This is a genomic window from Catenulispora pinistramenti (assembly GCF_018274385.1).
Lineage (GTDB): Bacteria > Actinomycetota > Actinomycetes > Streptomycetales > Catenulisporaceae > Catenulispora > Catenulispora pinistramenti.
The window spans coordinates 23441-47422 of the sequence record NZ_JAAFYZ010000038.1 but is presented as its reverse complement, the minus strand read 5'-3'; the positions used below and the strand labels follow the sequence as shown (position 1 = coordinate 47422).

26 protein-coding genes and 1 pseudogene are annotated in these 23982 nt (G+C 70.7%); 8 read left to right on the top strand and 19 right to left on the bottom strand.

Features of this window, described 5'->3' with window-relative positions:
- Positions 1–4 precede the first annotated feature (4 nt).
- The 6 genes from ureC to KGQ19_RS13965 all read right to left on the bottom strand — a co-directional run bounded on the left by ureC (position 5) and on the right by KGQ19_RS13965 (position 5569).
- Complete coding sequence (ureC, locus tag KGQ19_RS13990; protein ID WP_212009553.1) at positions 5–1729, bottom strand: urease subunit alpha; 1725 nt, start codon at positions 1727–1729, stop codon at positions 5–7.
- Entirely contained in the window at positions 1729–2127 is a 399-nt protein-coding gene (locus tag KGQ19_RS51020) for an urease subunit beta (RefSeq protein WP_212009552.1), read from the bottom strand. The genes ureC and KGQ19_RS51020 overlap by 1 nt, the downstream gene beginning before the upstream one ends.
- A 28-nt stretch (positions 2128–2155) precedes the next feature.
- Positions 2156–3019: a hypothetical protein gene (locus tag KGQ19_RS13980; protein ID WP_212009551.1), complete on the bottom strand. Its 864-nt coding sequence runs from the start codon at positions 3017–3019 to the stop codon at positions 2156–2158.
- A gap of 2 nt (positions 3020–3021) precedes the next feature.
- Positions 3022–3327: an urease subunit gamma gene (locus tag KGQ19_RS13975; RefSeq protein ID WP_212009550.1), complete on the bottom strand. Its 306-nt coding sequence runs from the start codon at positions 3325–3327 to the stop codon at positions 3022–3024.
- Positions 3328–3385: 58 nt separating this feature from the next.
- Positions 3386–4369: an urea transporter gene (locus KGQ19_RS13970; RefSeq protein WP_212009549.1), complete on the bottom strand. Its 984-nt coding sequence runs from the start codon at positions 4367–4369 to the stop codon at positions 3386–3388.
- 279 nt (positions 4370–4648) lie between these two features.
- Positions 4649–5569: a LysR family transcriptional regulator gene (locus tag KGQ19_RS13965; RefSeq protein ID WP_212009548.1), complete on the bottom strand. Its 921-nt coding sequence runs from the start codon at positions 5567–5569 to the stop codon at positions 4649–4651.
- Positions 5570–5728: 159 nt separating this feature from the next.
- Between KGQ19_RS13965 and KGQ19_RS51855 the strand changes: the two genes are divergently transcribed.
- The 3 genes and pseudogenes from KGQ19_RS51855 to KGQ19_RS52750 form a co-directional block, all read left to right on the top strand.
- Positions 5729–7081, top strand: a complete 1353-nt coding sequence (locus KGQ19_RS51855) for a PucR family transcriptional regulator (protein WP_212009547.1) — start codon at positions 5729–5731, stop codon at positions 7079–7081.
- Between the two features lie 116 nt (positions 7082–7197).
- Positions 7198–7692: a flavin reductase family protein gene (locus KGQ19_RS13955; RefSeq protein WP_212009546.1), complete on the top strand. Its 495-nt coding sequence runs from the start codon at positions 7198–7200 to the stop codon at positions 7690–7692.
- 39 nt (positions 7693–7731) lie between these two features.
- Positions 7732–8865 (top strand): annotated as a pseudogene (locus tag KGQ19_RS52750) (acyl-CoA dehydrogenase family protein); the annotation flags it as partial.
- Positions 8866–8931: 66 nt separating this feature from the next.
- On the opposite strand, the gene KGQ19_RS52745 reads toward KGQ19_RS52750, so the two are convergent.
- The 5 genes from KGQ19_RS52745 to KGQ19_RS13930 all read right to left on the bottom strand — a co-directional run bounded on the left by KGQ19_RS52745 (position 8932) and on the right by KGQ19_RS13930 (position 12839).
- Positions 8932–10170 carry a DUF3500 domain-containing protein gene (locus KGQ19_RS52745; RefSeq protein WP_368862097.1) on the bottom strand — a complete coding sequence of 413 codons (1239 nt, stop codon included), beginning with the start codon at positions 10168–10170 and terminating at the stop codon, positions 8932–8934.
- 8 nt (positions 10171–10178) lie between these two features.
- Positions 10179–10670: a nuclear transport factor 2 family protein gene (locus tag KGQ19_RS13945; RefSeq protein WP_212009544.1), complete on the bottom strand. Its 492-nt coding sequence runs from the start codon at positions 10668–10670 to the stop codon at positions 10179–10181.
- On the bottom strand, positions 10667–11419 hold the full coding sequence (locus KGQ19_RS13940) for an HpcH/HpaI aldolase family protein (RefSeq protein ID WP_212009543.1): 753 nt from the start codon (positions 11417–11419) through the stop codon (positions 10667–10669). The genes KGQ19_RS13945 and KGQ19_RS13940 overlap by 4 nt, the downstream gene beginning before the upstream one ends.
- Entirely contained in the window at positions 11416–12219 is an 804-nt protein-coding gene (locus KGQ19_RS13935; RefSeq protein WP_212009542.1) for a cupin domain-containing protein, read from the bottom strand. The genes KGQ19_RS13940 and KGQ19_RS13935 overlap by 4 nt, the downstream gene beginning before the upstream one ends.
- Positions 12220–12365: 146 nt before the next feature.
- Positions 12366–12839, bottom strand: coding sequence for a MarR family winged helix-turn-helix transcriptional regulator (locus tag KGQ19_RS13930; protein ID WP_212009541.1), 474 nt, complete (start codon positions 12837–12839; stop codon positions 12366–12368).
- A gap of 132 nt (positions 12840–12971) precedes the next feature.
- Between KGQ19_RS13930 and KGQ19_RS13925 the strand changes: the two genes are divergently transcribed.
- Positions 12972–13868 (top strand): DODA-type extradiol aromatic ring-opening family dioxygenase, encoded by an 897-nt coding sequence (locus KGQ19_RS13925; RefSeq protein ID WP_230418622.1) that lies wholly within the window; start codon positions 12972–12974, stop codon positions 13866–13868.
- A 124-nt stretch (positions 13869–13992) separates the two neighbouring features.
- Complete coding sequence (locus KGQ19_RS13920) at positions 13993–14928, top strand: NADP-dependent oxidoreductase (protein WP_212009540.1); 936 nt, start codon at positions 13993–13995, stop codon at positions 14926–14928.
- 159 nt (positions 14929–15087) lie between these two features.
- Here the strand turns inward: KGQ19_RS13920 and KGQ19_RS13915 are convergent, their stop codons facing one another.
- The 4 genes from KGQ19_RS13915 to KGQ19_RS13900 all read right to left on the bottom strand — a co-directional run bounded on the left by KGQ19_RS13915 (position 15088) and on the right by KGQ19_RS13900 (position 18575).
- On the bottom strand, positions 15088–16578 hold the full coding sequence (locus KGQ19_RS13915) for a DHA2 family efflux MFS transporter permease subunit (RefSeq protein WP_212009539.1): 1491 nt from the start codon (positions 16576–16578) through the stop codon (positions 15088–15090).
- 208 nt (positions 16579–16786) lie between these two features.
- Positions 16787–17011 (bottom strand): hypothetical protein, encoded by a 225-nt coding sequence (locus KGQ19_RS13910; RefSeq protein WP_212009538.1) that lies wholly within the window; start codon positions 17009–17011, stop codon positions 16787–16789.
- A gap of 2 nt (positions 17012–17013) precedes the next feature.
- Positions 17014–17760, bottom strand: a complete 747-nt coding sequence (locus KGQ19_RS13905; protein WP_212009537.1) for an MBL fold metallo-hydrolase — start codon at positions 17758–17760, stop codon at positions 17014–17016.
- Positions 17761–17771: 11 nt separating this feature from the next.
- Positions 17772–18575 (bottom strand): alpha/beta fold hydrolase, encoded by an 804-nt coding sequence (locus KGQ19_RS13900; RefSeq protein ID WP_212009536.1) that lies wholly within the window; start codon positions 18573–18575, stop codon positions 17772–17774.
- A gap of 203 nt (positions 18576–18778) precedes the next feature.
- On the opposite strand from KGQ19_RS13900, the gene KGQ19_RS13895 reads away from it, so the two are divergent.
- A complete protein-coding gene (locus KGQ19_RS13895) occupies positions 18779–19357 on the top strand; it encodes a TetR family transcriptional regulator (protein WP_212009535.1) in 579 nt (192 codons plus the stop codon).
- Between the two features lie 44 nt (positions 19358–19401).
- On the opposite strand, the gene KGQ19_RS13890 is transcribed toward KGQ19_RS13895, so the two are convergent.
- Positions 19402–19818, bottom strand: a complete 417-nt coding sequence (locus KGQ19_RS13890; RefSeq protein ID WP_212009534.1) for an ester cyclase — start codon at positions 19816–19818, stop codon at positions 19402–19404.
- Between the two features lie 202 nt (positions 19819–20020).
- On the opposite strand from KGQ19_RS13890, the gene KGQ19_RS13885 reads away from it, so the two are divergent.
- Positions 20021–20953, top strand: a complete 933-nt coding sequence (locus tag KGQ19_RS13885; protein WP_212009533.1) for a helix-turn-helix domain-containing protein — start codon at positions 20021–20023, stop codon at positions 20951–20953.
- Positions 20954–21023: 70 nt separating this feature from the next.
- Here the strand turns inward: KGQ19_RS13885 and KGQ19_RS13880 are convergent, their stop codons facing one another.
- Together KGQ19_RS13880 and KGQ19_RS13875 are read right to left on the bottom strand one after the other, a co-directional pair.
- The gene (locus KGQ19_RS13880) at positions 21024–21716 is read right to left on the bottom strand and encodes an SDR family NAD(P)-dependent oxidoreductase (protein ID WP_212009532.1); all 693 of its coding nucleotides are present in this window, start codon (positions 21714–21716) and stop codon (positions 21024–21026) included.
- Positions 21717–21868: 152 nt separating this feature from the next.
- The gene (locus KGQ19_RS13875; RefSeq protein WP_212009531.1) at positions 21869–22702 is read right to left on the bottom strand and encodes a helix-turn-helix domain-containing protein; all 834 of its coding nucleotides are present in this window, start codon (positions 22700–22702) and stop codon (positions 21869–21871) included.
- Between the two features lie 146 nt (positions 22703–22848).
- Here KGQ19_RS13875 and KGQ19_RS13870 point away from each other — a divergent pair, with 146 nt between their 5' ends.
- Complete coding sequence (locus KGQ19_RS13870; RefSeq protein ID WP_212009530.1) at positions 22849–23220, top strand: amidohydrolase family protein; 372 nt, start codon at positions 22849–22851, stop codon at positions 23218–23220.
- A gap of 81 nt (positions 23221–23301) precedes the next feature.
- On the opposite strand, the gene KGQ19_RS13865 is transcribed toward KGQ19_RS13870, so the two are convergent.
- Complete coding sequence (locus KGQ19_RS13865; RefSeq protein WP_212009529.1) at positions 23302–23877, bottom strand: NADPH-dependent FMN reductase; 576 nt, start codon at positions 23875–23877, stop codon at positions 23302–23304.
- Positions 23878–23982 lie beyond the last annotated feature (105 nt).

Sequence of the window (23982 nt, the reverse complement as noted above, 5' to 3'; positions counted from 1 at the left end):
GGGCTCAGGCCAGGAAGAACAGCTGGTTCAGCGGCAGCTCACGGGCCGGCTCGATGGTGGCGGGCACCCCGTCGAGCGTGACCTTGTAGTTCTCCGGGTCGACCACGATCTTCGGCAGCGCGTCGTTGCGGACCATGTGCTGTTTGCCGACCGAGCGGCAGTTCTGGACCGCCAGCACCTTGCTGTCCAGGCCGAGCCGCTGCGGCACGCCGAGCTCGATCGCGGCCTTGGACATGAACGAGACACGGGTGGCCTGCCTGGCCTTGCCGAAGGCGCCGAACATCGGCCGGTAGTAGACCGGCTGCGGCGTCGGCAGCGAGGCGTTGGGGTCGCCCATCAGCGCCCAGTTGATGGCGCCGCCCTTGATGACCATCTTGGGCTTGGCCGCGAAGGAGGTGATCGGCCACAGCACGATGTCGGCCAGCTTCCCGGTCTCCAGCGAGCCGATGTGCTGCGCGGTACCGGTCGCGATGGCGGGGTTGATGGTGATCTTCGCCAGGTAACGCAGGACCCGGTGATTGTCGTTGCGTTCGCTGTCGCCGTCGAGCTTGCCGCGCTTGTCCTTGCAGTGGTGCGCGGTCTGGAACGCGCGGGTCCAGGATTCCCCGACCCGGCCCATCGCCTGGGAGTCCGAGGAGAAGATCGAGATGACGCCTTCGTCGTGCAGGACCGTCTCGGCGGCGATGGTCTCGGCGCGCACCCGGGAGTCGGCGAAGGAGACGTCCTCGGGGATGTCGCGGGACAGGTGGTGGCAGACCATCACCATGTCCAGCAGCTCGTCCACGGAGTTGGCGGTGTACGGCAGCGTCGGGTTGGTGGAGGACGGCAGCACGTTCGGCTCGCCGGCCACCCGCATGATGTCCGGGGCGTGGCCGCCGCCGGCGCCCTCGGTGTGGAAGGTGTGGATGGTGCGGCCGTCGATCGCCGAGCGGGTGTCCTCGAAGAACCCTGATTCGTTCAGCGTGTCGGTGTGCACCGCCACCTGGACGTCGTACTCGTCGGCGACGTCCAGCGCGCACGACAGCGCGGCCGGGGTGGTGCCCCAGTCCTCGTGCACCTTCAGCCCGCACACCCCGGCCTCGACCTGCTCGCGCAACGAGAACGGCAGCGAGCCGTTGCCCTTGCCGAGCAGCCCGACGTTCACCGGCAGGCCCTCGACGGCCTGGTACATCCAGCCGATGTTGTACGGCCCCGGCGTGCAGGTGGTGCCGTTGGTGCCGTCCGAGGGGCCGGTACCGCCGCCGATCAGGGTCGTGATGCCGTTGGACAGGCCGGCCTCGGCCTGCTGCGGGGAGATGAAGTGGATGTGGGAGTCGATGCCGCCGGCGGTGGCGATCAGGTGCTCGCCGGAGATCACCTCGGTGCCCGGGCCGATCACCAGAGCCGGGTCCACACCGCTTTGGGTGTGCGGGTTCCCGGATTTGCCGATCCCGGCGATGAAGCCGTCCTTGATCCCGATGTCGCCCTTGACGACGCCCAGGATCGGGTCCATCACGACCACGTTCGTGATCACCGTGTCGAGCGCGCCGTTGGCGGCGGTGGCCAGCGGATCCTGGGCCATCCCGTCGCGGATGCTCTTCCCGCCGCCGTAGACGGCCTCATCCCCGTAGTGGCCGACGTTGTAGTCCTTCTCCACCTCGACGACCAGGTTCGTGTCGGCCAGGTGGAAGCGGTCTCCGACGGTCGGACCGAACAGGTCCGTGTACTGCTTGCGGGGCAGCGTGGCCATCAGCGCTCACCTTCCTGGTCTTCCAGCCGCGCGCCGCGGAAGCCGCGCTCGACGGCGTTGCGGAACGCCTTGCCACGGGTGTCGGTGGAGTTGACGCCGCCGTCGGTCAGACCGCTGAAGCCCACCAGCCGCTTGTGACCGCTGTATTCGGTGAGCGCCACCTCCTTGGTGTCGCCGGGCTCGAAGCGGACGGCGGTGCCGGCCGGCAGGTCCAGGTGCATGCCGAAGGCCTGGTCGCGATCGAAGTCCAGGGCGCGGTTGGCTTCGAAGAAGTGGTAGTGCGAACCGACCTGGACGGCCCGGTCGCCGGTGTTGTGGACGGTGAGCGAGGCCTTCCTGCGGCCCGCGTTGATCTCCACCGGCTCGTCGCCGTAGATGTATCTTGAGTCACCTGACATCGTGCTCGTCCCTTCCTGCGGTCGGTGGTCAGTGTCCTGATGCGTGGCTGTGGCTGTGGGTATGGCCGTGGGCGGCCGGTCCGTCGGTATGGGAGTGGGTGTGGCCGTGACCGTGCTCCGCGTCCAGTCCCGCGGCGATCCCGTCGTCACCGGCTCGCAGCCGGTCCACGGCGGCCTGGATCCGCGCGGCGAGCACGCCGGAGATCGCGGACGGTGCCAGGAGCGGACCGGCGTCGACCGCTCCGGCCGCCTCGGCCGCCGCCACCTCGGTCCCGCCCGCCGGAGCGAACCCGGCGGGCACCAAGGCGACCCGGCGCGCGCCGAGTCGCCGGCAACGATCGACGCCGGTCTGGACGTCTGGATCGCCCCCGTGGAACGCGACGTCCACCCACGGTGCCCGCCCTTGCACCTGGACCAGGCGCGCGATCCGGAACAGTTCGGCGTCGTCGAAGGGGTTCGCGGGGTTCGCGGTCACCAGAATCGCGACGTCGGCCGGGTCGGCCCCGGCGGCCCCGGCGGCCCCGGCGGCGCCGACGGCGGCCCGGCCCGCCGCGGCCCGAAGCCATCCGATGAGATGCTCCGCGGTCCCGAAGGGCTCAGCCAGCGCGATGCGCGGGGGCCCTGTGGTTCGGGCCACCCACGCCAGCGTCCTGGCGGTGTCCGCGACCAGCTCGGGGTCGCGGCCCAGCGTCATCGGCACGACGCAGACCGGCAGCTCAGAGGTGATGAGTGCGGCGCGGACAGCTTCTTCGAGCTCCTGACCGCAGGCGCGGGCCCGAGTCAGCGGACTGTCCTGGGCCAGCGCGTGCAGCGCCTCGCCACGGTCGCTCTCGTGTCCGCCGACGAGGACGACCGTGGCCTGCGCGGTGAGCTCCACGGCCGGGGCGCTCACCGTCAAGCACCGACCGGGTCGTGGCAGGAGACGAGCTTGGTGCCGTCCATGAACGCGGCCTCGACCTGCAGCAGCGGGAGCATCTCCCGCACGCCGTCCATGACGTCGCCAGCCGAGACGACCTGTTTGCCGATCTCCATGCACTGCGCGACGCTCTTCCCGTCCCGGGCGCCCTCCAAGATGGCCTCGCTGATCAGCGCGCACGCCTCGCTGTAGTTCAGCTTCACACCGCGGGCCCGGCGCTTGGCCGCGAGGTCTGCCACGACGTAGATGTAGAGCTTGTCGATCTCGCGGGGGGACAGGTTCATGCTCGCCTCACATTCGGGGGTGGTCCGGTCAGGTCAGATCCGGTCAGGTCAGATCCGGTCAGGTCCGCCGGAGTCGGGGGAAGGAGGGGACCGCGGCGACGAAAGCCAGCGCGGTCAGGACGAAGGGCCAGGTGAAGGCATGCCCGCCGAAGGTGCTGGTGAAGTTGCCCATCCCCGTGGTCAGCACGGTCGCGACGGCGGCGCCGAGGACGGCGTAGGCGACGCTCCAGCCATTGACCTTGATGAACACCCCGCACAGAGCCATGGCGACCAGGACGGAGTTGTAGCCCATCAGCCCCTGGGCCACGCTGTCGGCCGGTGAGCCGAGCGTCCAGGCGACCAGGATCCCGACGGCGCTGCCGAGACAGGCCATGGCGCCGGCCAGCCGGCTCGCGGCGAAGATGCCCAGCAGGAAGAGCAGGCCGACGTACCACTGGGGCATGAAGAAGATCTGCCCGACGTTGCCCAGGAACGCGTGCCAGATGTCGTGCCAGGTCAGAGCGGTCCTACCGGTCGCCACACCGGGAAACGCCGAGAGGTTCTTATCGCTGTGCCATATGCGCCGGAACCCCGGCGCCGCGACGATCACGACCGTCGCGATGATGCAGAAAGGTGCCGTGAAGGTCGGGATGTTCCACGTCGACAGCACCTGGTCCAAGGCGGCGGTCACGACGGTGACGGTGATCGCGCCGGCCGCGGCGAGCAGCCAGGTCGAGGCGTGGTCCGCGCCGAGGAAGACCGCGAAGCCGACCGCGACCAGGCATCCGTTGAACCCTTCCAGCCCCGCGGCGACCCGGTCCCGGTTGACGCCCAGCACGATCGCCGTGCCGGTGGCCAAAGCGGTGCCGAGGAGCCCGTAGAAGCCGTAGCGCCAGCCGGAGACGAACAGGGCGACGGCGAAGAACACCCCGCACAGCGCGCTGGGCATGAAGTCCACCTGCGCCTGTCCCCGAAGCACTTCGACGATGAAGTGGATCGGCGCGGACTTGGCGGCAGCGCCCGCACGGTTCCCGCCGGCCTCGTCGGTCCGCTGAGTTGCCACAGATCATGTCTAACCTCGGCACGGCCACCGCACCTGGCCGGCGATACAAACGGGTGAGTGGGTCGCTCTACCGTTTCAGTGGTCGGACGATGGCCACGGGCTCTGACCGGACACCGGCGACTCGGCTCACAGCCGGTAGAGATCGACGGCGTTGCCGCGCATGATCATCGAGGCCAGCCGGTCGACGTCGGCGGCGCGGACGACTCGGTCGTGCAGCATGCCGGAATCTCTTGGCGCGTGGACCGGAGCGGCCGGACGGATGGGCCGGGCCGCGGAGCGTCAAGTGAGCCGGTCTGCGATGTCGAGCGAGACGACGATCGACCGCAGGCACGCCAGGAGCGCCGCGATGGAATCGCTGCGAGCCTCGGCGTGGCTGATCGCGCAGATCCGGACGCCGGCGGAGGCGTCGGAGATCGGGCGGAACGTCACCGCGGGCACCGGGCCGGTGAACACGATCGGCCCGGGGTGGATGCCCACATGGCCGCGCGTGGCCACGTGCACCGCCAGCTCGTCGAAGCGTCCCACCTCCTCCAGGTGGGTTCGGGCGATGCCGGCCCGGGTGATGTCCGCCTGCAACTGGCTGTCGAGGTAGGGGTTGTCGGTACGCGGCGTGGTCAGGATCTGGCGGCCGCGCAGGTCGGCGAGCGCCACTTCGCGGCGGCTCGCCAGCGGGTCCGACACCTGGAGCACGGCGACCAGCGGGAACTCGCCGAGTACGGCACTGGCGATCCCCGGCTGCTCGGGGACCGACCAGCACAGGCCGATGTCCACCTCGCCGTTCGCCACGGCGGCGAGTTGCTCGGGGGTGTGCATGGGCACTGGACGCCACCGGCTCCGGGTTTCGTCGTCGGCCGCGGTGGCGGGCCAGGCCTCGACCAGTCGTGGCAGGAGCAGCTGTCCCAGTTCCGGGGTGTGGGCGACGACGAGGTCGCGGTGGTGGGCCGAGCGCAGGCGCGCGCTCCGGTGGGCCTGGTACAGCGCCTCGATCGGTTGTCGGATCGCGGCGGCGAACTCGGCGCCGAAGGGTGTCAGCCGCACCTGGCGGCTCGTACGGTCGACCAGTCGGCTGCCGAGGCTGCGTTCCAGGCCCGCGACGGCCTCGCTGACACTGGGCGGAGCCAGTCGCAGACGGTCGGCGGCCCGCCGGAAGTGCAGTTCGTCCGCGACCGCGAGGAAGCACTCCATCTGACGTAGGTTCACTGCCCGCCTCCCGCCGCACCTCATCGTTCGGCTCGGCCGAACGGTGGCTTCGGCAGCCCGTCGTTGATCAGCCCTTCGATCGGACTGAGAATTCTAGTGCACCACATCCGCCCTGGCCGCGGACTCCAGCGCGACATCGTAGCCCCAGGGAGGGCGAGTGTGACCCAGACCGGTCGGTGGCCGCGGCGAACCTGGCTCGCGCGGCTGGGCCCGCACCGTGAGGTCGATCTCGACCAGGCGGCCTGCCCCCGCGAGATCATCGAGGACGCCGTCGCGCGCGTCGGTGCCGATCCCGTGCGCTGGGCGATGGAGCTCAGTTCGGCGGTCGTGGGGCGGATCCTCGGCGAGGTGCCGGCCCTCGGCGGCGGCTCGGCCGCCGTCGAGATGCTCCGCGCAGGCAACGAAGTCACCACTGTGCGGGCGCTGGTCGCCCTGGTGGAAGGCCAGGCGGCCGGCCCGCCCACCGGCGAGGCCACCTTGGTCGGCATCCGCGAGTTCGTTCACCGGGGCATACCGCTGGAACAGGTGCTCCACGGGGTCCGGGTCGGGCACGCCGCGACGACCGAGGCCTTCCTGCGGGCGTGCGTGGAGCTGGTCGACCCGCGAGCGAGGGCCGATGAGGTCACGGCGATCTCCCGCGAGCTGTTCTCCTACGTCGACGACCTCTCCGACGCGATGATCCGCGCCTACCTCGTGGAGCACGAGGTGTGGAGCACCAGTGCCGCCGCGGCGCGGGCCGACATCGTCCGTTCCCTGCTCAGCGGTGCCGCGGCGGACGTCGGCGAGGCCTCGCGGGTCCTCGGATACGACCTGCGACGGACCCACGAGGCGGTGGTGGCGTGGTCGGACTCGGCGAACGACGGTCCCAGACTGCGGGCGGCGGCGATCGAGGTGCTCCGGGCCCGAGGCGCCACGACGACACTGGTCGTGCCGGTGGCCTCGGGACGGTTGTGGGCCTGGGGCACCGTTCCCCGGGACGGCGCGCGCCGAACCGGTTCCTGGGAGACCGTCGTGCAGACACTGTCCAGCCAGCGCATCCAGGCGGCCTTCGGCACCTCCGGCGACGGCGTCGCGGGCTTTCGCCGCTCGCACCGCGAGGCCGAGCGCGGGGAGCGGGTCGAGCAGCTGCGGCGCGAGGCCGGGCGGGCTCCGAGGCCTGCGACGGCATACGGCGACGTCGCCGCCGTCGCGCTGTTGGCCACCGATCTCGACGCGGCCGGTGAGTTCGTGCGCCGGGAACTCGGCGGGCTCTGCGTCCGCGGCGCGCCGATGGAAGCGCTGCGGACCACGCTCTACCACTACCTCGGCGCCGAGCGCAGCCTCGTGGAGGTCGCCCGCCGGCTGCATGTGGCACGGGGGACCGTCACCTATCGCGTGAAGCGGGCCCAAGAGGTGCTGGGACACGACCTTGACGATCGCCGCTTCGCTCTGCACGCCGCCCTGGCGCTCGCCGAGGAATTCGGGGACGCGGTACTCCTGCCGCGGCAGACCAACGGGCGGCCGGGATTCTGAGCCGGCAGACCAAGCAGCCGCCCGGTGCGCCGGAGTTGACTTCGTGCTGTCGGACGTGGTGATCGACCAGGCCGCGCACACCGACTGACCGATTCGAGCGCACCGGGAGGCGGACAATGATCGACCGAGAGACCTTCGTCGAGTTGATGAGCGGGGTGTGCGCCCCCGTCACCGTGGTGACGGCGACGAGCGCCGACGGACGGCCGCACGGCAGCACCGTGTCGAGCTTCGCCTCGCTCTCGCTCGACCCGCCGCTGGTGAGCTTCGCCCTGGACCGCTCCTCGGCACTGCTGGCCCACCTCCAGCCGGGGGAGCGGGTGGGGGTGAACATCCTCGGTGCCCACCAGCAGGAGCTGGCCTCGACGTTCGCGCGCCGGAGCCGGGGACCGGGCCTGAAGTTCGACGGTGTCGCCTGGAGCGTCCGCGCCGGACTGCCCTACCTGCCGGAGTCCGCCGGGTGGACGGCCGGACGCGTCGAACGCCACGTGGACGGCGGTGACCATGTCCTGCTCGTCGTGGGTGTCGAGGAGGCGGAGCCGACCTCCACGGCGCCGCTGGTCTACGCGCGCCGGGTCTTCGGCACGCATTCCCGTCTCGCTGTCGCGAGCTGACACCTGTCCCGTAAGAACCCTGACACCGGAGTCACGACGATGAGTATCTCCATGGACGTTCCGCACATCACCGACGCTGCCCGCGCATTGCGGGCCGACCTCGTCGAGCGGGCCGCCACGCTGCGACCTGTGCTCGCCGGCAACGCCGATCTGACCGACCGCGAGCGCGGGGTGCCCGCGAAGAACATCGACGCCCTGGCCGAGGCCGGCCTGCTCTCGCTGATGCAGCCGGCCCGGTACGGCGGTCTGCAGACCGATTTCCGCACGCTGCTGGAGGTCGGCCGCGAAGTCGGGCGCGCCTGCGGATCCACCGCCTGGCTGACCTCACTGCTCAACGCCAACGCGTGGTTCGTCGGGCTGTTCCCCGCCCGGGCCCAGGACGACGTCTGGGCCGACACCCCCCACGCGCGGGTCGCCGGCGTCGTGACCCCCTCGGGCACCGCGCGCGTGGTGGAGGGCGGGTACCGGGTGACCGGGCGGTGGGCCCCGGCTTCCGGGTGCGTCCACGCCGACTGGGCGGTCCTGGGGGTCACCCGGCCGGACGCGGAGGGCACGGCGGACGCCGTCGGCATCGTGCTCGCGCCGATGTCGGAGCTGACCGTCGAGGACACCTGGTTCGTGACGGGCATGCGCGGGACCGCGTCGAACACGCTCGTCGGCGAAGACCTCTTCGTGCCCGCGCACCGCTTCCACTCGATCCCTGACGCCGTCGAGGGCCGCTACGCCACGCCTTTCGCCGACGAGGCGCTCTACCGGGCCCCGTTCGTGCCGGTCACGGCGCTGGTGTTGACCGGGCCCCAGCTCGGGCTGGCCGCCGCCGCCGTCGACCTGCTGATCGAGCGGGCCCCGCGGCGGAGCCTGACCCTGACGAGCTACGCCTCCCAGGCCGAGGCACCCACCGTCCAGCTCGCCGCCGCGAACGCGGCGGCGCTCGCCGACTCCGCCCAACTGCACGCCTACCGCGCGGCGGCCGACATCGACGAGGGGGCGCTGGCCGGGGTGTTCCCCGACTACGATGCGCGAGCACGGATGCGGATGGACGCCGGGATGGCGGCGGTCCACGCGCGTGAGGCGGTCCGCATCGTGTGCTCGGCCCAGGGGGCTTCGAGCTTCGGCGAATCCAACCCGTTGCAGCGCATCTGGCGCGACATCGAGGCCGGGAGCCGGCACGCCGTCCTCAACCCCGAAGTGGCCGCCGGCCTGGAACCAGGGAGCACCCCTGCTGCTCCTCGTGTGCTGTCAGCCAGCCCCCTGACCGCTGTGGTGAAGCCGGTAGTGCTGGGCGAGGAGATCGCGTCCGTAGTCGTTGCCGTTGGGCGCTCGCACGATGGTGTGGACGTGGAAGCGGGCCGGCTCGGAATTGGTGAGGAAGACACCGGGGTGGTTGTCGTACTCGACCAGGAGCACGGGGGAGTGGATCCGGTAGTAGAAGGCGCATTCGTCGTCGTGACCGCCGCGCCAGGCGAACCGCGTCTGGTCGAAGTGCTCACGGACGAGTGCCAGGGTGCGCTCGGCCTGCGGGGCCGGGAGGCGGTCGAGGTAGACCCGGATCAGCCCCACCAGCCCGTCGCGCTGGTCGGGCGGCAGGCTCGCCGCGACGATTCCCTCGGGCGGCAGGATGAGGTTGTCACTGCCCGCACCGGCGAGATGCCGTCCGTTCCACGGCCCGGCGAGCTCGGGCGGGAGGTCTTCGGCGCGCAGCGACGATCCGAGAAGGAACTCGTTCTCCCGGTCGGGTTCCAGGGTGCGGCGGAACGCCAAGCCGACGTCGGTCTCGTCGCCGAAGGCGTGCAAGCCTTCGAACCGCCCCGTCCCGGTCGCCGGCTCGGCGCCGAGGAACACGGGGGCGAGAACCGTCTGCCCGCCGACGAACACGCAGTGCAGGTCCACGTGGTGACCCATCAGCTGCCATCCCCACGGGGAATCCGCCGACGGCGTCCCGAACACCGTGAACCAGTAGGCGAACTCCGTGAGCGTGTCCCGGTAGTCGTCAATGAGCTCGCCCAGGTTCTCGTTGAGCGCCATCGCCGTTCGCACTTGGGCGTAGCCGGCCGGGCTGAGGCTGGCCTCGACAACGGCTAGTGCACGCTCCCGGTCATCAGCGGCGAGCCGTTCCAGGCGCATGCCCTTCGGATGCCAGGTCGGGATCGCGTTCGTCCACAGCCGCCATTCCGGGGCGTCCATCGGCAGGGCGCCGACCACCCGCTGGTGCGGCGCCAAGCCTTCGAGATAGGCCTGAGCGGCCTTGACCGCAGAGTGCGGGGACGTCCCGGCACCGTCGAGACGGTAGAGGCCCGGGCGCGGCGTGCCGTTCTCCGTGACGCCGACATAGGGATCGAGATGGCGGCGTAGACCAGCCGTCAGCTCGAAGGCCGCCTCCGGTGGGAGCAGGTCGTCGAACAGATGGGAGTCTGCGATCGGCAGCTCGCTGCGTACCGTCGGCAGGGGGAAGTCTTCCGGGCGTCGGTGGCGTGGCATGTGGCTCCTTACTCGGTAGGGACGGCGAGGACGTCGCCCGGCAGGAGAAAGCGGTTCTCGATCCGCCGGGAAGCGATGAGCCACCGGCGAGCCTCCCCTTCCGCTTCGCCGACCCGGACGAAGCGGTCGGATACGTCGGCGACGAGTACCGGAACGGTCGTCGGTATGGGAGGTTCTCCGTCCTGCGCGTAGAGCACGAGGACAGATACGGCCTCTACGAGGTCGGCCTCCTGACGCAGGATGTGGAAGTCGGACGTCAGGTGGCGTGAGACCCGCGGCCCTCGTGCGGCGCGGTCGCTGTACACGCCGTTGATCTCGTCGGTGCCGCGGAAGGTCCGGCGCGAGAACGTCAGCTCGGCGTCGGGGGTGAAGAAGCCGGAGGCCGCTGAACCGTCGCGGTGGTCGATCTCGAACCACAGTGCCGTCACCAGCATCGACAGCTGGGTGTGCAGGAGGGTGAGGGTCTGCTGTCCGTCGCCGGTCTGAGCGTCGGCGGTCACCGGTCGGCTCCTGTCGTGGCGGTGTGGACAGCGCTGACCAACGTGTGCGCGGCCTGGCGCAGCATCGTGGTGTCGGCCCCCAGGATGAGGAAGCTGTATCCCCGGCTGTCCAGCAGTTCCGCCGCGTTGCCGGAGGCCGTGGTCCCCAGGGTGATGCCATGTTCGGCGCAGCGTCGTTCGGCCGCCCCGATGAGGTCGGCCAGAGCGCTGTCGTTCTCCCCGAACCCGCTGGAGACCGCGAGATCGGTCGGGCCGATGAAGACCGCGTCGACGCCGGGGACCTCGCCGATCTCGGCGATCGCCTTGAGGGCTCCGGCGCTCTCGGCTTGGACGACGAGGCGGACGTCCTCATTGCCTGTCCGCAGGTAGTCACCGAGGGCCTCCAGCCCCCATCGGCCTGCTCGGCCGGAGGTGCTGGCCCCGCGTCCTCCCAGCGGGGGGAACCGGCTCGCGCGCACCGCGTCCCGGGCCCGGTCCGCGTCTTCGATCTGCGGGACGAGCAAGCCGGCCGCACCCGCGTCGAGCGGTACCTGGACGTCGCGCGGTGCGGTGCCGGCCACCCGCACGAAGGGTGCGAGCCCGCAGCCGCGGGCCAGCCCGATCATGGTCGACATCGTGCGGGTGTCGATCGCGCCGTGCTCGGCGTCGATCACGGCGAAGTCGAATCCGGCGAGCGCGAGCAGCTCGACGCTCTCCGGCGCGGGGAGCTTGACCCAGGCTCCGAGCCGGGGGAACGGATCGCCCCTCACAGCTGGGCTCCCTGGTATTCGCCGGCGTTGAGCACCCAGCCCTTGGCGAGGAAGTCCTCGCGCGGCGGGGCGAAGACATCGATGAGCGTGTGCGGTCCCTCGCCCACGGCGCGGGTGGTGTGCACGACGGTCGGCGGGATCAGTGTCATCGAGGGGCTGCCGACCTGGACGTGCTCGTCGTCGCGCCACTCACTCATCCGGGGAGTCCACGGGACCCGCAGATGGTGGGCGTAGTCTCCGAGGAGGGTCACCGACATCTGGTCGAAGTCCTCGTGGGAATGCGGCGAGAGCCGTTCGGTGTCGCGTGGTCCCTCGTGCACCGGGAACCAGTTCACCATCAGCGATGAGGTCCGGAAGATCCGGCCGAGGCGTCCTTCCTCGTCCGGTATATCGCGCAGCCGATGTATTCGGATTCCGTCGCTGTCGGCCTTGCCTGCTTCGGCGTGCCTCGTCTGCTTCCCGTCGCGGGCGGTGAACACCCGGACCACCGTGGTCGGCGTCGCTGCGCGCACAGCGCTGGTACCGGCCGGCACCACGACGAGTGCGGGTTCGGACACGGACACAGGTGCCTGACCCTCGTGCTCCACGCTTACTTCCGCGTCGTCCTGGACAAGCAGCACGAACTCGTCGGGCACATCGTGTTCGGCGAGGCGGTCGCCCGCTTCCAGTTCGGTGATCGCCACCACGAAGTTCCGGCCGCGCGCCGACCACGTCCTGCTGCCACCGGCGCTGACCAGATCCGGGTCACGCTGTGAGATCTCGTCGACGACGGGGGTTCCTGCGATTGCGGCGATACTCATCGGGCCTCTTCTGTGGTGCCGGGTGGACGGTACGAGCCTCCCGTCGGCCCGGCCGGGGAACAATCGCGAGTTTCCGAGCGCACCGATTGGCTGAGCCGAACCATCCCACTGAGCCGAACCATCCCCACCGCCGTCCTCCCCGGCGCTCACCCTCCTTCGAGCTCCTGGCGCACGGTGGCGGCGATGCGCGTGAGCCCGGCGCCGAGCTGTCGGCGCTGCGCGGCACTGAGCGGATCGAACACCAGGCGCTTCACCTGCGCGACGTGTTCCGGTGCGCTCGCGGCGAGCTGCTGCCGGCCGGCGTCGGTCAGCGTGGCCAGGGTGTACCGGCCGTTGGCCGGGTCGGGCCGGCGCACGACCCAGTCGCGGGCCTGGAAGCGGTCCATCACCTTCGACAGCCGGGGCAGGGTGCTGCCGAAGTCCCGGGCCAGGTCGCCCAGGCGCATCGTGGCCGCGTCGGCCATCGACAGGCGGGCCAGCACGCCGTACTCGAAGTTGGAGATGCCGGCATCGCGCTGCAGCTGACGGTCGAGGGCTACCGGGAGGGCGATGACGACGGTGAGCAGCGCCTGCCACAGGTCCTGCTGGTCGTCGTCGAGCCAGGGTGACGGAGTGTCCATGCGGCCCATCATACTTGCCCAGGCAACTCGCGTGACTTGCCAAGGCAAGTGTCACGGGGTTAGCTTTGGACTTGCCCAGGCAAGTGAGGAGGCGCCTTCGTGGAGCTGAACCCTGTGGAGGACCCGATACCGATGACCACCGTGAGCAGCCAGGATTCCCGCTTCGGGGCGCGCATGCCGGACGCGGCGTACCCGGCCGGTGCGTACGACGACCACCTGGCACGCGTCCTGCCCCAGGCGCGCGAGCAGCGGGTGTGGACCCCCGCCGATGGGCCCCTGCCCAGTCTGTTCGTCAGCCACGGGGCCCCGTTCACCCTCGACGATCCGCAGTGGATCGCCGACCTGTTCGCCTGGGCCCAGTCGATGCCCAAGCCCAAGGCCGTGGTCGTCGTCTCGGCGCACTGGGAACACGCACAGGCTGCGATCTCCGGAGCCGCGGCCGGTACCCCGCTCTACTACGACTTCAGCGGCTTCCACCCGCGCTACAAGACCCTTCCCTACGCGACCCCCGACGCCACCGACCTTGCCCGGCGGCTAGCGGGCCTGCTCGGCGGCCGGACGCCGGTGTACGAGTTCACCGACCGCGGTCTGGACCACGGCGCCTTCATCCCGCTCATGGCCATGTACCCGGCAGCCGACATCCCGGTCGTGCAGCTCTCGATGCCCAGCCTCGATCCCGGCGCCCTGCTCGAACTCGGGACGCGCCTGCGGCCCCTGCGCGACGAAGGCATCCTGGTCCTCGGCTCGGGCTTCATGACCCACAGCTTCGCCGTCTTCCGCAGTCCGGCGCTCGCCGCGCACACCGCGGCCTTCGACGAATGGGCCGTCGACGCTCTGGCCCGAGCCGACGTGGACGCGCTCACCGACTACCGCCGCAAGGCCCCCGGCGCCGAGGTCGCCCATCCGACGGCCGAGCACTTCGTCCCCCTGCTGCTCACCGTCGGCGCCGCCGCCGATCCCGGCAGTGCCGTGAGTGCCATCGACCGCATGGTGATGGGCAACTCCACCCGCTCGGTGCAGCTGAACTGAGTGCCCCTGAGCATTCCCGAGCACCCCTGAGCACCTTGACCGCCGGTTCGCGTACGACAGCGAACCGCACAACGGCGCCTGCCCTAGGCGTCGGTCTTTGATACACACACTGGAGGAAAGCGCCATGAAGGCAGTCCGTTTTCACGATTTCGGCGGCAGCGAGGTCCTGCGCTTCGACGACGTCGAGCGTCCGGTCCCCGGCGCCGGCCAGGTGCTGGTGCGGGTGGCGGCCACGTCGTTCAACCCGGTCGACGACCACATCCGCGCCGGTGCCCTGGCCGAGATGATCCCGATCTCCCTGCCGCACGTGCCCGGGCTCGATGTGGCGGGCACCGTCGCCGAGCTCGGCGCCGGGGCGACGGGCTTCTCGGCCGGTGACCGGGTCGTGGCGATGCTGCCGCTGGACGCCGGCGGCGGGGCCGCCGAGTACGCGCTCGCCCCGGCCGAGGCGCTGACCAAGGTGCCTGAGACGATCGAGCTGGCCGACGCCGCGGCGCTGCCGCTGTCCGGCCTGGCGGCCTGGCAGCTGCTCTTCGAGCTCGCCGAGCTCAAGCCCGGCCAGAGCGTCCTGGTCAACGGGGCCGGCGGCGCCGTGGGCGGCATCGCGGTCCAGCTCGCTGTCGACGCGGGCGCGCACGTGACCGCGGTGGACGTCCCCCAGCACGCCGACCGCCTGCGCGCCTACGGCGCGGACCGGGTCGTCGGCCCCCTGGACCTCGCCGAGGGCCCGGCCGCGGTGGGCGGTCCGTTCAACGTCGTGCTGAACATGGTGCGCTCCACCACGGAGGAGGCCGCACAGCTGTCGGGCTACGTCGCCGACGGCGGCATCGGCGCCAGCTCGGGCACCGCGGTTCCCGAGGACCCGGCCCGGTCGGTGCGCTCCGCGGGCCTGTTCGTCCGCAGCGACGCCGCCCAGCTGGCCGAGCTGATCGCCAAGGTGGACGCCGGCAAGGTCCGGATCCACGTCGCCGACCGCCGCCCGCTGGCCGAGCTGGCCGCGGTGCACCAGGACGCCGGCGCCGGCCGGCTGCCTGGCAAGACGGTCCTGATCGCTTCCTGATCGCCCTTGATCACACCCGGCCGGGGCGCCCGCCGTTGGTTCTCCCCCGACGGCAGGCACCCCGGCCGTCACGTCCGTGTGGTCCGCACCGCCAGCGGATGAGTTCGAGGACTTGGATGGGGTGTCGGCGAGGTGTTGCTGGACGCGGGGCAGTCCCGGTCATAGGTGCGCAGCGCTTTCCGGCCGGTCCGCCGCAGAGCTCTGATCGGCCACGGTGCTCGCGGCGTCGGCGTCCTTGACGGTCAGCGCGGGCAGGACGGCGGCGAGGGCGATGAGTGCCGCCACGAGGAAGGCGGTGTGGTAGGCGGTCAGGTTCGCGGTGGTGCGGCCGGCGACTGTGTGCGTGGTGCCTACGGCGGTGAACACGGTGGCCAGGACGGCGATGCCGGTGGCGCTGCCGATCTGCCGGGCCATGGCGAACAGCGATGAGGCGTGGCCGGTGTCGGCCGGGGAGACGGTGGCGAAGGTCGCCGCTTGCGTGGAGACGACGACCTGGCCCATCGCCAGTCCCAGGGCGAGCATGAGCAGCCGCATCCACCACAGCTCGGCCGGCGAGCTGATCAGCGCCATCAGCGCGACGCTGACCGCCGTGCCGGTCAGGCCCAGGACGATGAGCCGGCGTGGGCCGAGGCGGCGGTAGAGGACGCGGGAGCCGAGTTGGGCGCCGAGCATCACGCCGAGTGCTTCGGGCAGGGTGTTGAGGCCGGATTGCAGTGCGCTCAGACCCAGGCCGAGCTGGAAGAACAGCGGGACGACGAACAGCGCGCCGAGGAACGCCGCCATGCCGACGGCCATCGCCGTGGTCGTCGAGCGGAAAAGCCGGTTGCCGAGCAGACGCAGTCGCAGCAGCGGCGCTCCGGCGCGCAGTTCGACCCGTACCAAGACGGCCAGGACCGCGGCGCCCGCGGTGATGCCGCCGATGATCTCAGGGTGCGTCCAGCCGATGCCGGGTCCCTGGCTGATGCCGTACATCACGGCCGCGAAACCCACGCCGGACAACACGAATCCGGGCACGTCGAAACGGCCGGGCCGCGGTTGGCGCTGCTCGGCCAGGAAGAGCAGGCCGAAGACGAAGGCGGCGGCGCCGATGAACAGGTTCACGAAGAACACCCACCGCCACGACAGGCCGGTCACCAATGCGCCGCCGAGCACCGGGCCGAGCGCCGGGGCCATCGCCGTGGGGATGGTCAGGATCGAGGAGGCCCGCAGCCGCTCATGCGGCGGGAAGGCGCGGTAGAGCATCGCCATGCCGACCGGGGTCATCATCCCGCTGCCCGCGCCCTGCAACACCCGGTACGCGACGAGTTCCCCGAGGTTGCCGGCCAGGCCGCAGAGCACTGAGGCGGCGGTGAACACGGCGATCGCGAGCAGCAGGACCCGCTTGGCCCCGAAGCGGTCGCCGAGGTAGCCGGCGGCGGGGATGAACACCGCCAGGCTGACCAGGTAGCCGGTGGCCACCGCGTCCAGCGAGGCCTCGGTGACGGCGAACTGGCGGCCGATCGCAGGCAGGGCCACGTTGACGATCGTGATGTCCATGATGTTCATGAACATCGCCGCCACGAACACGACGCTGACGGCGGCCTTCTGGCTCAACTGCCTGGGCCTGGGCGCTGCCGTGAAGGGCGCGCTCGGGGAGAGTTGTTCGATCATCGGTGCGCTCCTGGATACGGGAAGGAACAGGGAACGGGGCCGTCAGAGGTGCCGACGGCCCCGTGGTTCGTGAACGGTGGCGGCTGCGGCGTACCGCGCTGCCGGGCTACCGCGCAGTTGCCGCGCCGATGAGCGCGTCCATAACGGCCGGGTAGTCCTCGCTGATCCGCGGGCCGAGGTTCGGGCCCACGGTCTGGGCGGCCGGGCGTCACGGACAGCTCGGTGCCGATCGCGAACGGGCCGTGGATCTCGTAGGTGTTGCCGCCGCCGCTCCGGGGTCTGTTTCCGGGATCGGGATCTCATTGAGCTGAATGACGCTGCCGGGGCCGCCGGTGCTCAGGTCGGGGATGGCGGAGATGAACGCGTGGGCGTGGTCGGTGTCCAGGTGCGCGGCGAAGGCGGCGGCGTCGGTGTCGGTCACGGTGACGGTCATGGTCACAGCTCGATGCGGATGCCGGGCTCGACTATGCGAACGCTGGTTTCGGGAGCCAGGGTGCGCGACGCGTCCTGGAAGTGCAGCGGGTTCTTGTCGCTGTGGGTGATCAGGCGGTCCCCGAGGAAGCCCTTGGTGAAGGCGTAGTGGTGCGGGACGGCCAGTTCGGGCTTGAGGATCGCGGTGAGTTCGGCGGCCTCGTCGGCGTTCATGACGACCTGCATGTTGTCGGCGGGCCGGATGTGCAGGCCGTTGGTGGGCAGCAGGGCCAGGGAGATGTGGCCGAGCCGCTTGGGGATTTCGGCCAGTTCGGGGATGAACATGGTGTCGCCGGCGAAGTACACCGCGTCGGAGCCGGCCCGCAGGACGAAGGTGACCTCGTAGACGCCGTGCTTGCCGGGGGCGGCGGTGATGGTGACGCCGCCGACTTCCGCCTGCTCCCACGGGGCGAGGGCGGTGACGTTCGTGAAGCCGTGGCCGCGGGCGGTGCCCACGACGGTCTCGGCGACGAACAGCGGGACCGAGCGGTCGCGATAGGCGGCGAACGCGTCCAGGTCGCAGTGGTCGTAGTGCTCGTGGCTGATCAGCACGCCGTCCAGCCTGGGCAGGTCGGGGATGGCGACGGCGATCGGCTCGCCCTGGTAGTAGCCGGGCCTGGTGGAGAACCAGGGGTCGGTCAGGAAGGTGCGGCCGCCGATCTCGATCAGGTGGCAGCTGTGGGTGATGCGGGTGACGGCGGTCTTGGCCATGGTCGTGGTCCTTAGCGGGTGAAGGCGGAGAAGTCGGTGGTCGCGCTGTCCCAGATCGCATGCAGGACCTGGTCGGGGGTCTCCATTTGCGGGGAGTGGCCGGTGGCGGGCAGCAGCTGGAACTGGGCCATCGGGATCGCGGCGGCGTAGGCGCGTCCGTAGTCGACGTCGACGATCCCGTCGCTCTGGCCCCACAGCACGAGGGCGGGGATCTCCAGCGTCCCGAGACGCTCGCGCAGGGTGGGTTCGGCCATCGCCGAACCCGCGTAGACGGCGATCGCGGCCCGGTTGCCCGCGGCGATCGCTTGCGCCGCCGGCGGCAGCGTGGCCGGGTCGATGCTGAACTTCTCGGGGTCGTGGAAGCTTCGGGCGAAGACCTCTTGCATGGTCAGGGCGAAGAAGTCGGCCACCGGATGGCCCGGCACCTCGATCCCGACGGCGTCGATCAGGACGATGCCGCTGACCCGCGGGGACTTCAGCAGCGCGATCTCCGCGGTGATCCAGCCGCCGATCGAGTTGCCGATGACGGTGACGTCGGCCAGGTCCAACTGCTCGAGCAGGCCCTGATAGAGCGCGGCCAGTCCGGCGATGGAGTCCAGTGCCTCGGGCCGCGCGGTGCCCCCGAAGCCGGGATGGGTCGGGACCAGGACGCGCACCTCGTGCGTGGCGGCGAACTTCTCGGCGAAGCCGGCGACCGACTGCGGTCCGGCCCCGCCGTGCAGGAGCAGGAACGGCTGTCCGGAGCCGTATTCGGCGACGGTCACCTCGACCGGGCCGATGCCGGTCGGCTCCACGGTGTGTGTGACGGCGTTCATGGCGGTCTCCTTCAGCTTGGAGGAAGTTTGCTCTCGTAATAAGAGGTGGCTCTCATGAGAGTAGCCCCGTCGAACACTTCGTGCAAGTGGACTCTCACGAACGCGGTCGAGGGTCGATGGAACTTTTCTAACCGGTTAGTTGAGAACTTAGGTTCGGGTCTTCCGCTTTGTCAACTAACCGTTTAGGAAATATGCTGGGGCGCATGCCCGTCTACGACGCCCAGGCCACCCGCCGCCGCCTGCTGGAGGCGGCCGTCATCGAGTTCGCGCGATACGGGCTCGCCGGAGCCCGGGTCGAGCGGATCGGGGAGGCGGCCGAGTCGAACAAGGCGCAGATCTACCACTACTTCGGCAGCAAGACCCGGCTGTTCGACGCGGCCTGCGAACAGGCGATCCTGCGGATGGAGGCCGAGGTTCCGTTCGATCCCGGCGACCTGCCCGGCTATGCCGGCCGCCTGGTCCGGCTGCACGAACGCCAGCCCGAGATCATGCGCCTGTGCACCTGGCAGCGCCTGGAACGCGGCGGGGGCCAGACCAACCCGGCCGGCGTCGCCTTCGCCCGCGCCCGGATCGACGCGATCGCCCGGGCCCAGAAGAACGGGGACCTGCCCGCGCACTTCCATCCGGGCTTCCTGCTCGGCCTGGTTCTACACCTGGCCACCGGCTGGGTCTCGGTCAGCCCCGAATTCCAGGCCGCCATCGACGTGCCCGGCTCCGAGGAGCGGGCCCGCCACGTCCAGGACGCCGTCCGCATCCTGCTCGCCGCACCGTCGCCGGCGTGAGCGGCGTCGGTGCCGGGACCGGGACCGGGACCCGGGCGGCCGGGTCAGCCCAGTGCGCCGGTCTGGCGCAGCAGGCTGACCCCGTCGGCGACCGCCCAGTGCTCGGCCCACTGGCCGTCCTGGAACCGCACCAGATCCATGACCCGGAACTCGACCGGGTTGCCCGAGGGCCGCAGGCCGAACCACGGTCCGGTGTGCCGGCCGCGGAACATCTTGTGGGTGGCCACCAGGTCGCCGTCCCCGACGCAGTGCAGGATCTCGATCCGCAGACCGGAGAACGCCTGGTGCATGGCCGCCGTGGTCTCCCCGATCCCGGCTCGGTCGGCGGGCTGCCCCGGCTCGACGGTGTGGTTGCGGAAGTCGGGACGCACGAGCCCTTCGATCAGCTCGAACCGGCCCTTCTCCTGCACCTGCTCGATGAAATACCGCATGCGCTCGGTGTTGGATGTGTGGTTGTTCATGCCGCGCCACATTCCTTTCAGACTGCTCTGGCGGTTCGTAGGCCGGTCGTCTCCGATACATCGGGCCCGAACCGGGGACTGCTCGCACTGCCGAGCCTAGGAATACCGGGGGTGCGCGGGCTTGAACCCCGACGCCACCCCGATGGAAGATCGGCGCCATCGGACGCCCGTCCGGGGCGAGGCAAGCCAGGGAGGGCAAGCGATGACGGAGGCTGTTGAGTCACGAGCGTTCGCAGCGTTCCGGCGTGGTTGGGAGGCCGCGTTCGGCGCCGCCGTGCCGCTGCCGACCTTCAGCGCGGAAACGATCAGCGACTTCCGCGTCCGGAACCGGGCCACCAGAGTCGACGATGTGGCGATCGCCGAACTGCACGGCACCTCGCCCATCCGGACCGGCGGCCCGCTCAACACCGTGGAGGACATGGTCCGGCTGTATGTCATCCGACGCGGCGCCTGGACTCTGGGCGGCCCGAACGATCGCGGCGAGCGGACCATATCGGCCGGCCAGTTCCTCCTGAAACACGTCCAGCGGCCGTCACACTTCGAGACGGTGCCGGGCACGACGGCGACGGTGCTCGTCCTGCCCGCCGCGATCCTCAAGCCGATGCTCGGGAACCGGATCATCGCCGGGCCCGCGGACTCGGCCGAACTGCGCCTGCTGACGGCCCACACGAACATGGTCCGGCTGACGATGCCCGACCTCACCCCGGCCGGTGCGCAGGCCGCCCACAGCACCCTGATCGAGCTGGCCAAGGCGGTGGCCAGGCAGCGGTTCGACGACGCCGAACCCGTGCTCGCCCCGGCCCTGGCCCAGGCCGCCAAAGACCTGGCGGACAGCCGGCTCGCCGATCCCGAACTGTCCGCGGCGGTCCTGGCGCGCGAGCTCAACGTCTCGGTCCGCACCTTGCAACGGGCGTTCACCGTAGCGGGGGAGTCGGTGATCTCCTACATCCGGGAGCGCCGGCTGGAAGAAGCCCGGCTCGCCCTGACCGCGCCGCCGGCCGGACGGCTCAGCATCTCAGAGCTCGCCGCACACTGGCAGTTCGCTGACAGCAGCCACTTCATCCGGACTTTCAAGCAGCGCTACGGCCGCACGCCCACCGAATACGCCCGCTCGATGTCGTCGGCTCCGGTCTGAGCTGTCACCGGCGCCCCAGGGGTGAAGGAAGCGTCGAGGCGGCCTCTGGCGGGTCGGCCATCCGGCGGGTTCACCACGGGAGGTTCCCGGACCGGTCGATGAACTGTCCCGTCGGCCCGTCCGGGCCGATCGTCGCGAGGGCCACGATGGCCTCCGTGCCGTCGGCGACGCTGTGTCCGAGGCCGCCGGTGAAGTCGGTCGCGGTCTGCCCGGGGTCTGCGGCGTTGACCTTCACGCCCTTCAGCTCCTTGGCGTACTGCGTCGTGAGCATCGTGACCGCGGCCTTCGAAGCGGAGTAGAGCGGCAGAGCGTACTGCGATTCGATCCGCGCCGGGTCCTGGGTCATGCCGAAGGAGCCCATCCCGCTGGACACGTTGACGATGACGGGGTTCGGCGATGTGCGCAGCAGCGGGAGGAAGGCGTGCGTGACGCGCACGATCCCGACGACGTTCACGGCGAGCACGGCGTGCACGTCGGCCGCGGTGTACTCCTCGACGGGGCCGGCCTTGCCCAGGATGCCGGCGTTGTTGACCAGGACGTCGATCGTCCCCTCATGCGCGGCGACGTCGGCGGCCGCGGCCTGGACCGAGGCGTCGTCGGTCACGTCGATCTGGACGAACCGGGCGCCGAGCGACTCGGCCGCGGCCCGACCGCGCTCACGGTGGCGGGCACCGAGCAGGACGGTGTGCCCCGCCTCGATGAGGCGACGAGCGGTTTCAAACCCGAGGGACTTGTTGGCCCCGGTGATGAAGGTGGTGGTCATGGTGTCTCCTCGTGGTCCGAACAGCACGGTGGTGCGCTGCTCGCGCATTCCATGCTGGGTCCCCGGGAGGGTCGGCGGGAGCTACGGGACTTCCTGGTACGGCGCGTACCACCCGGCAGCCTGGTCCGCCGGACGAGGCGGAACGCGGGCCTTCATTGCCGGGCGGACATCGTCTGGACCCCGATGGCCGCGAGGAGTTCGAGTTTGCCGCGGGCGTCGGTGCCCGGCTGCGGCGTGTAGACCACGAGGCGCAGGTTCGTGTCCTGGGTGGCGAGGATGTCGGAGTCCATGGCGATGTCTCCGACCTCCGGGTGCCGGACGAGTTTGTGCGCGCTCTGGTGACCGCCCACCGCTCGGCGGCTCCACAACCCGCGGAACCGTGGGCTCAGGTTCAGCCTCGCCACCAACGCCGCGAGGTCGGGATCGTCGGGGTACCGGCTCGTCGTCGCGCGCAGGTCGGCGACGAGGGACTCCTCGAACGCCGCCCGCTCGGCCGCCGTCTGCCGGACCCGGGGCAGCTCACCCAGGAACTGCCAGACCAGGACGTTGCGCTCGTCCACACCGGAGACCGTGGGATCGCCGAACGTGGCCGCGAACAGCGGATTCCAGTGCAGCAACTGCCAGGTGGCGTCGTAGATCGCCAGCGGGTTGCCGGCGAGCTGGTCCACGATCCGGTACAGGCTCCCCGGGATCATTCGCGGAACCCGGCTGGGGTCCGCCGCGTGGCCGGCCATGCGCAACAGGTGCGCGTGCTCGTCGTCGGACAGGCGCAGGGCGCGAGCCAGGGCCGAGCAGACCTGCGCCGAGGGTGTCGCCACCCGTCCCTGCTCCAGCCGGACCACGTACTCGACCGAGATGCCGGCCAGCGTCGCCAGCTCCGCGCGCCGCAGACCGGGGACCCGACGGGGTGAGCCGTGGGCGAAGCCCACCGTCGCGGGGTCCAGCCGGTCCCGCCACGCCCGCAGCGCGGGACCGAGTTGATCCATGAACACCATCCTCCCGCAGAGCGGGACCGAGCACAGCGGCCAGGCGTGCGGCTGCCGGTGGGAACCAAGTTGCGGATACTGCAACTTCGGTTGTAGCCGACACCGGCCGGCTCCAGGAGGTCGCCTCGCGTATTTTCCGGCTGCGCGTGCCGGTGGTCGTAGACCACCTCGGCGACGTCGAGGTGCGCGGCGGGCTCGACCAGCCCGGCTGGAAGCTGCTGGTCGACCTGGTGCGCGACGGCGTTTGGACGAAGCTGTCCGGCGCGTTCCGGCTCTCCACTGCCCCCGGATACCTCGACACCATCCCGTTCGCCCGCGAACTGGTCGAGGCGGCGCCTGAGCGCTGCGTGTGGGGCTCGGACTGGCCGCACGTCGGCTTCTTCGGCCGCATGCCGAACGTCGGCGAACTGCTGGACCTGCTGACCGACTGGGTGCCGGATCCGGCTGCGCGGGAGGCGGTGCTCACCACCAACGCGCACCGTTTGTACGGCTTCCCGGTCGCGGGGGCGGCGGTATGACAGGGGACCGCGCGCGTCGCACACCGCTTCATCGTGCGCGACGCGCTGTTCGTCCGGATGGACCCGCGCCTGGAAGTACCCTTATTCCGCGGCGGACCGCAGCGGCCGCAGGGCCTGGCTGACGCGTGCCAGTTCGCCGAACATGCCCTCGGCGGCGGCCACCATGGTGTCGTTGGCCACCAGCTCCCCGGTCGGGCTGATCATCGTGTGGACGAACGGGATCGAGACCGCCTCGTACACCGTGGTCATCCGCAGCGCCGACAGGACCGGCTTGATCATCTGCGCGGCGCGGGTGCCGGCGGCGACGCCGCCGTAGCTGACCAGGCCGACCGGCTTGTAGTGCCACTCGGCGTGCAGGTAGTCGATGGCGTTCTTCAGCGGGGCGGTGAAGCCGTGGTTGTATTCCGGCATGACGAACACGAACGCGTCGCCGGAACCGATCCTCGCGCTCCAGTCCTTGGTGTGCTGGAACTGGTAGTCGCGGAGCCGGGGGTGGTGTGGTTCGTTCATGAACGGCAGGTTCACCTCGGCCAGGTCCACGAGCCCGATCTCGTCGAAGCCGCCGTGCTTCACGGCCTCGGCGTGGATCCACCGGGCCACGGGCAGGCCCACGCGGCCCGGTCGGGTGCTGGCGATGATGATTTCCAACTTGGGCACAGTCGATTCCTGCTTTCGTTCATGCTCGTGCGGTGTTCGGCGCACAACAGTAGGCCACCGGCGACGCCGGCGCGCGTCGGGTTCGGGGCCTGCCGTCCTCAGTGC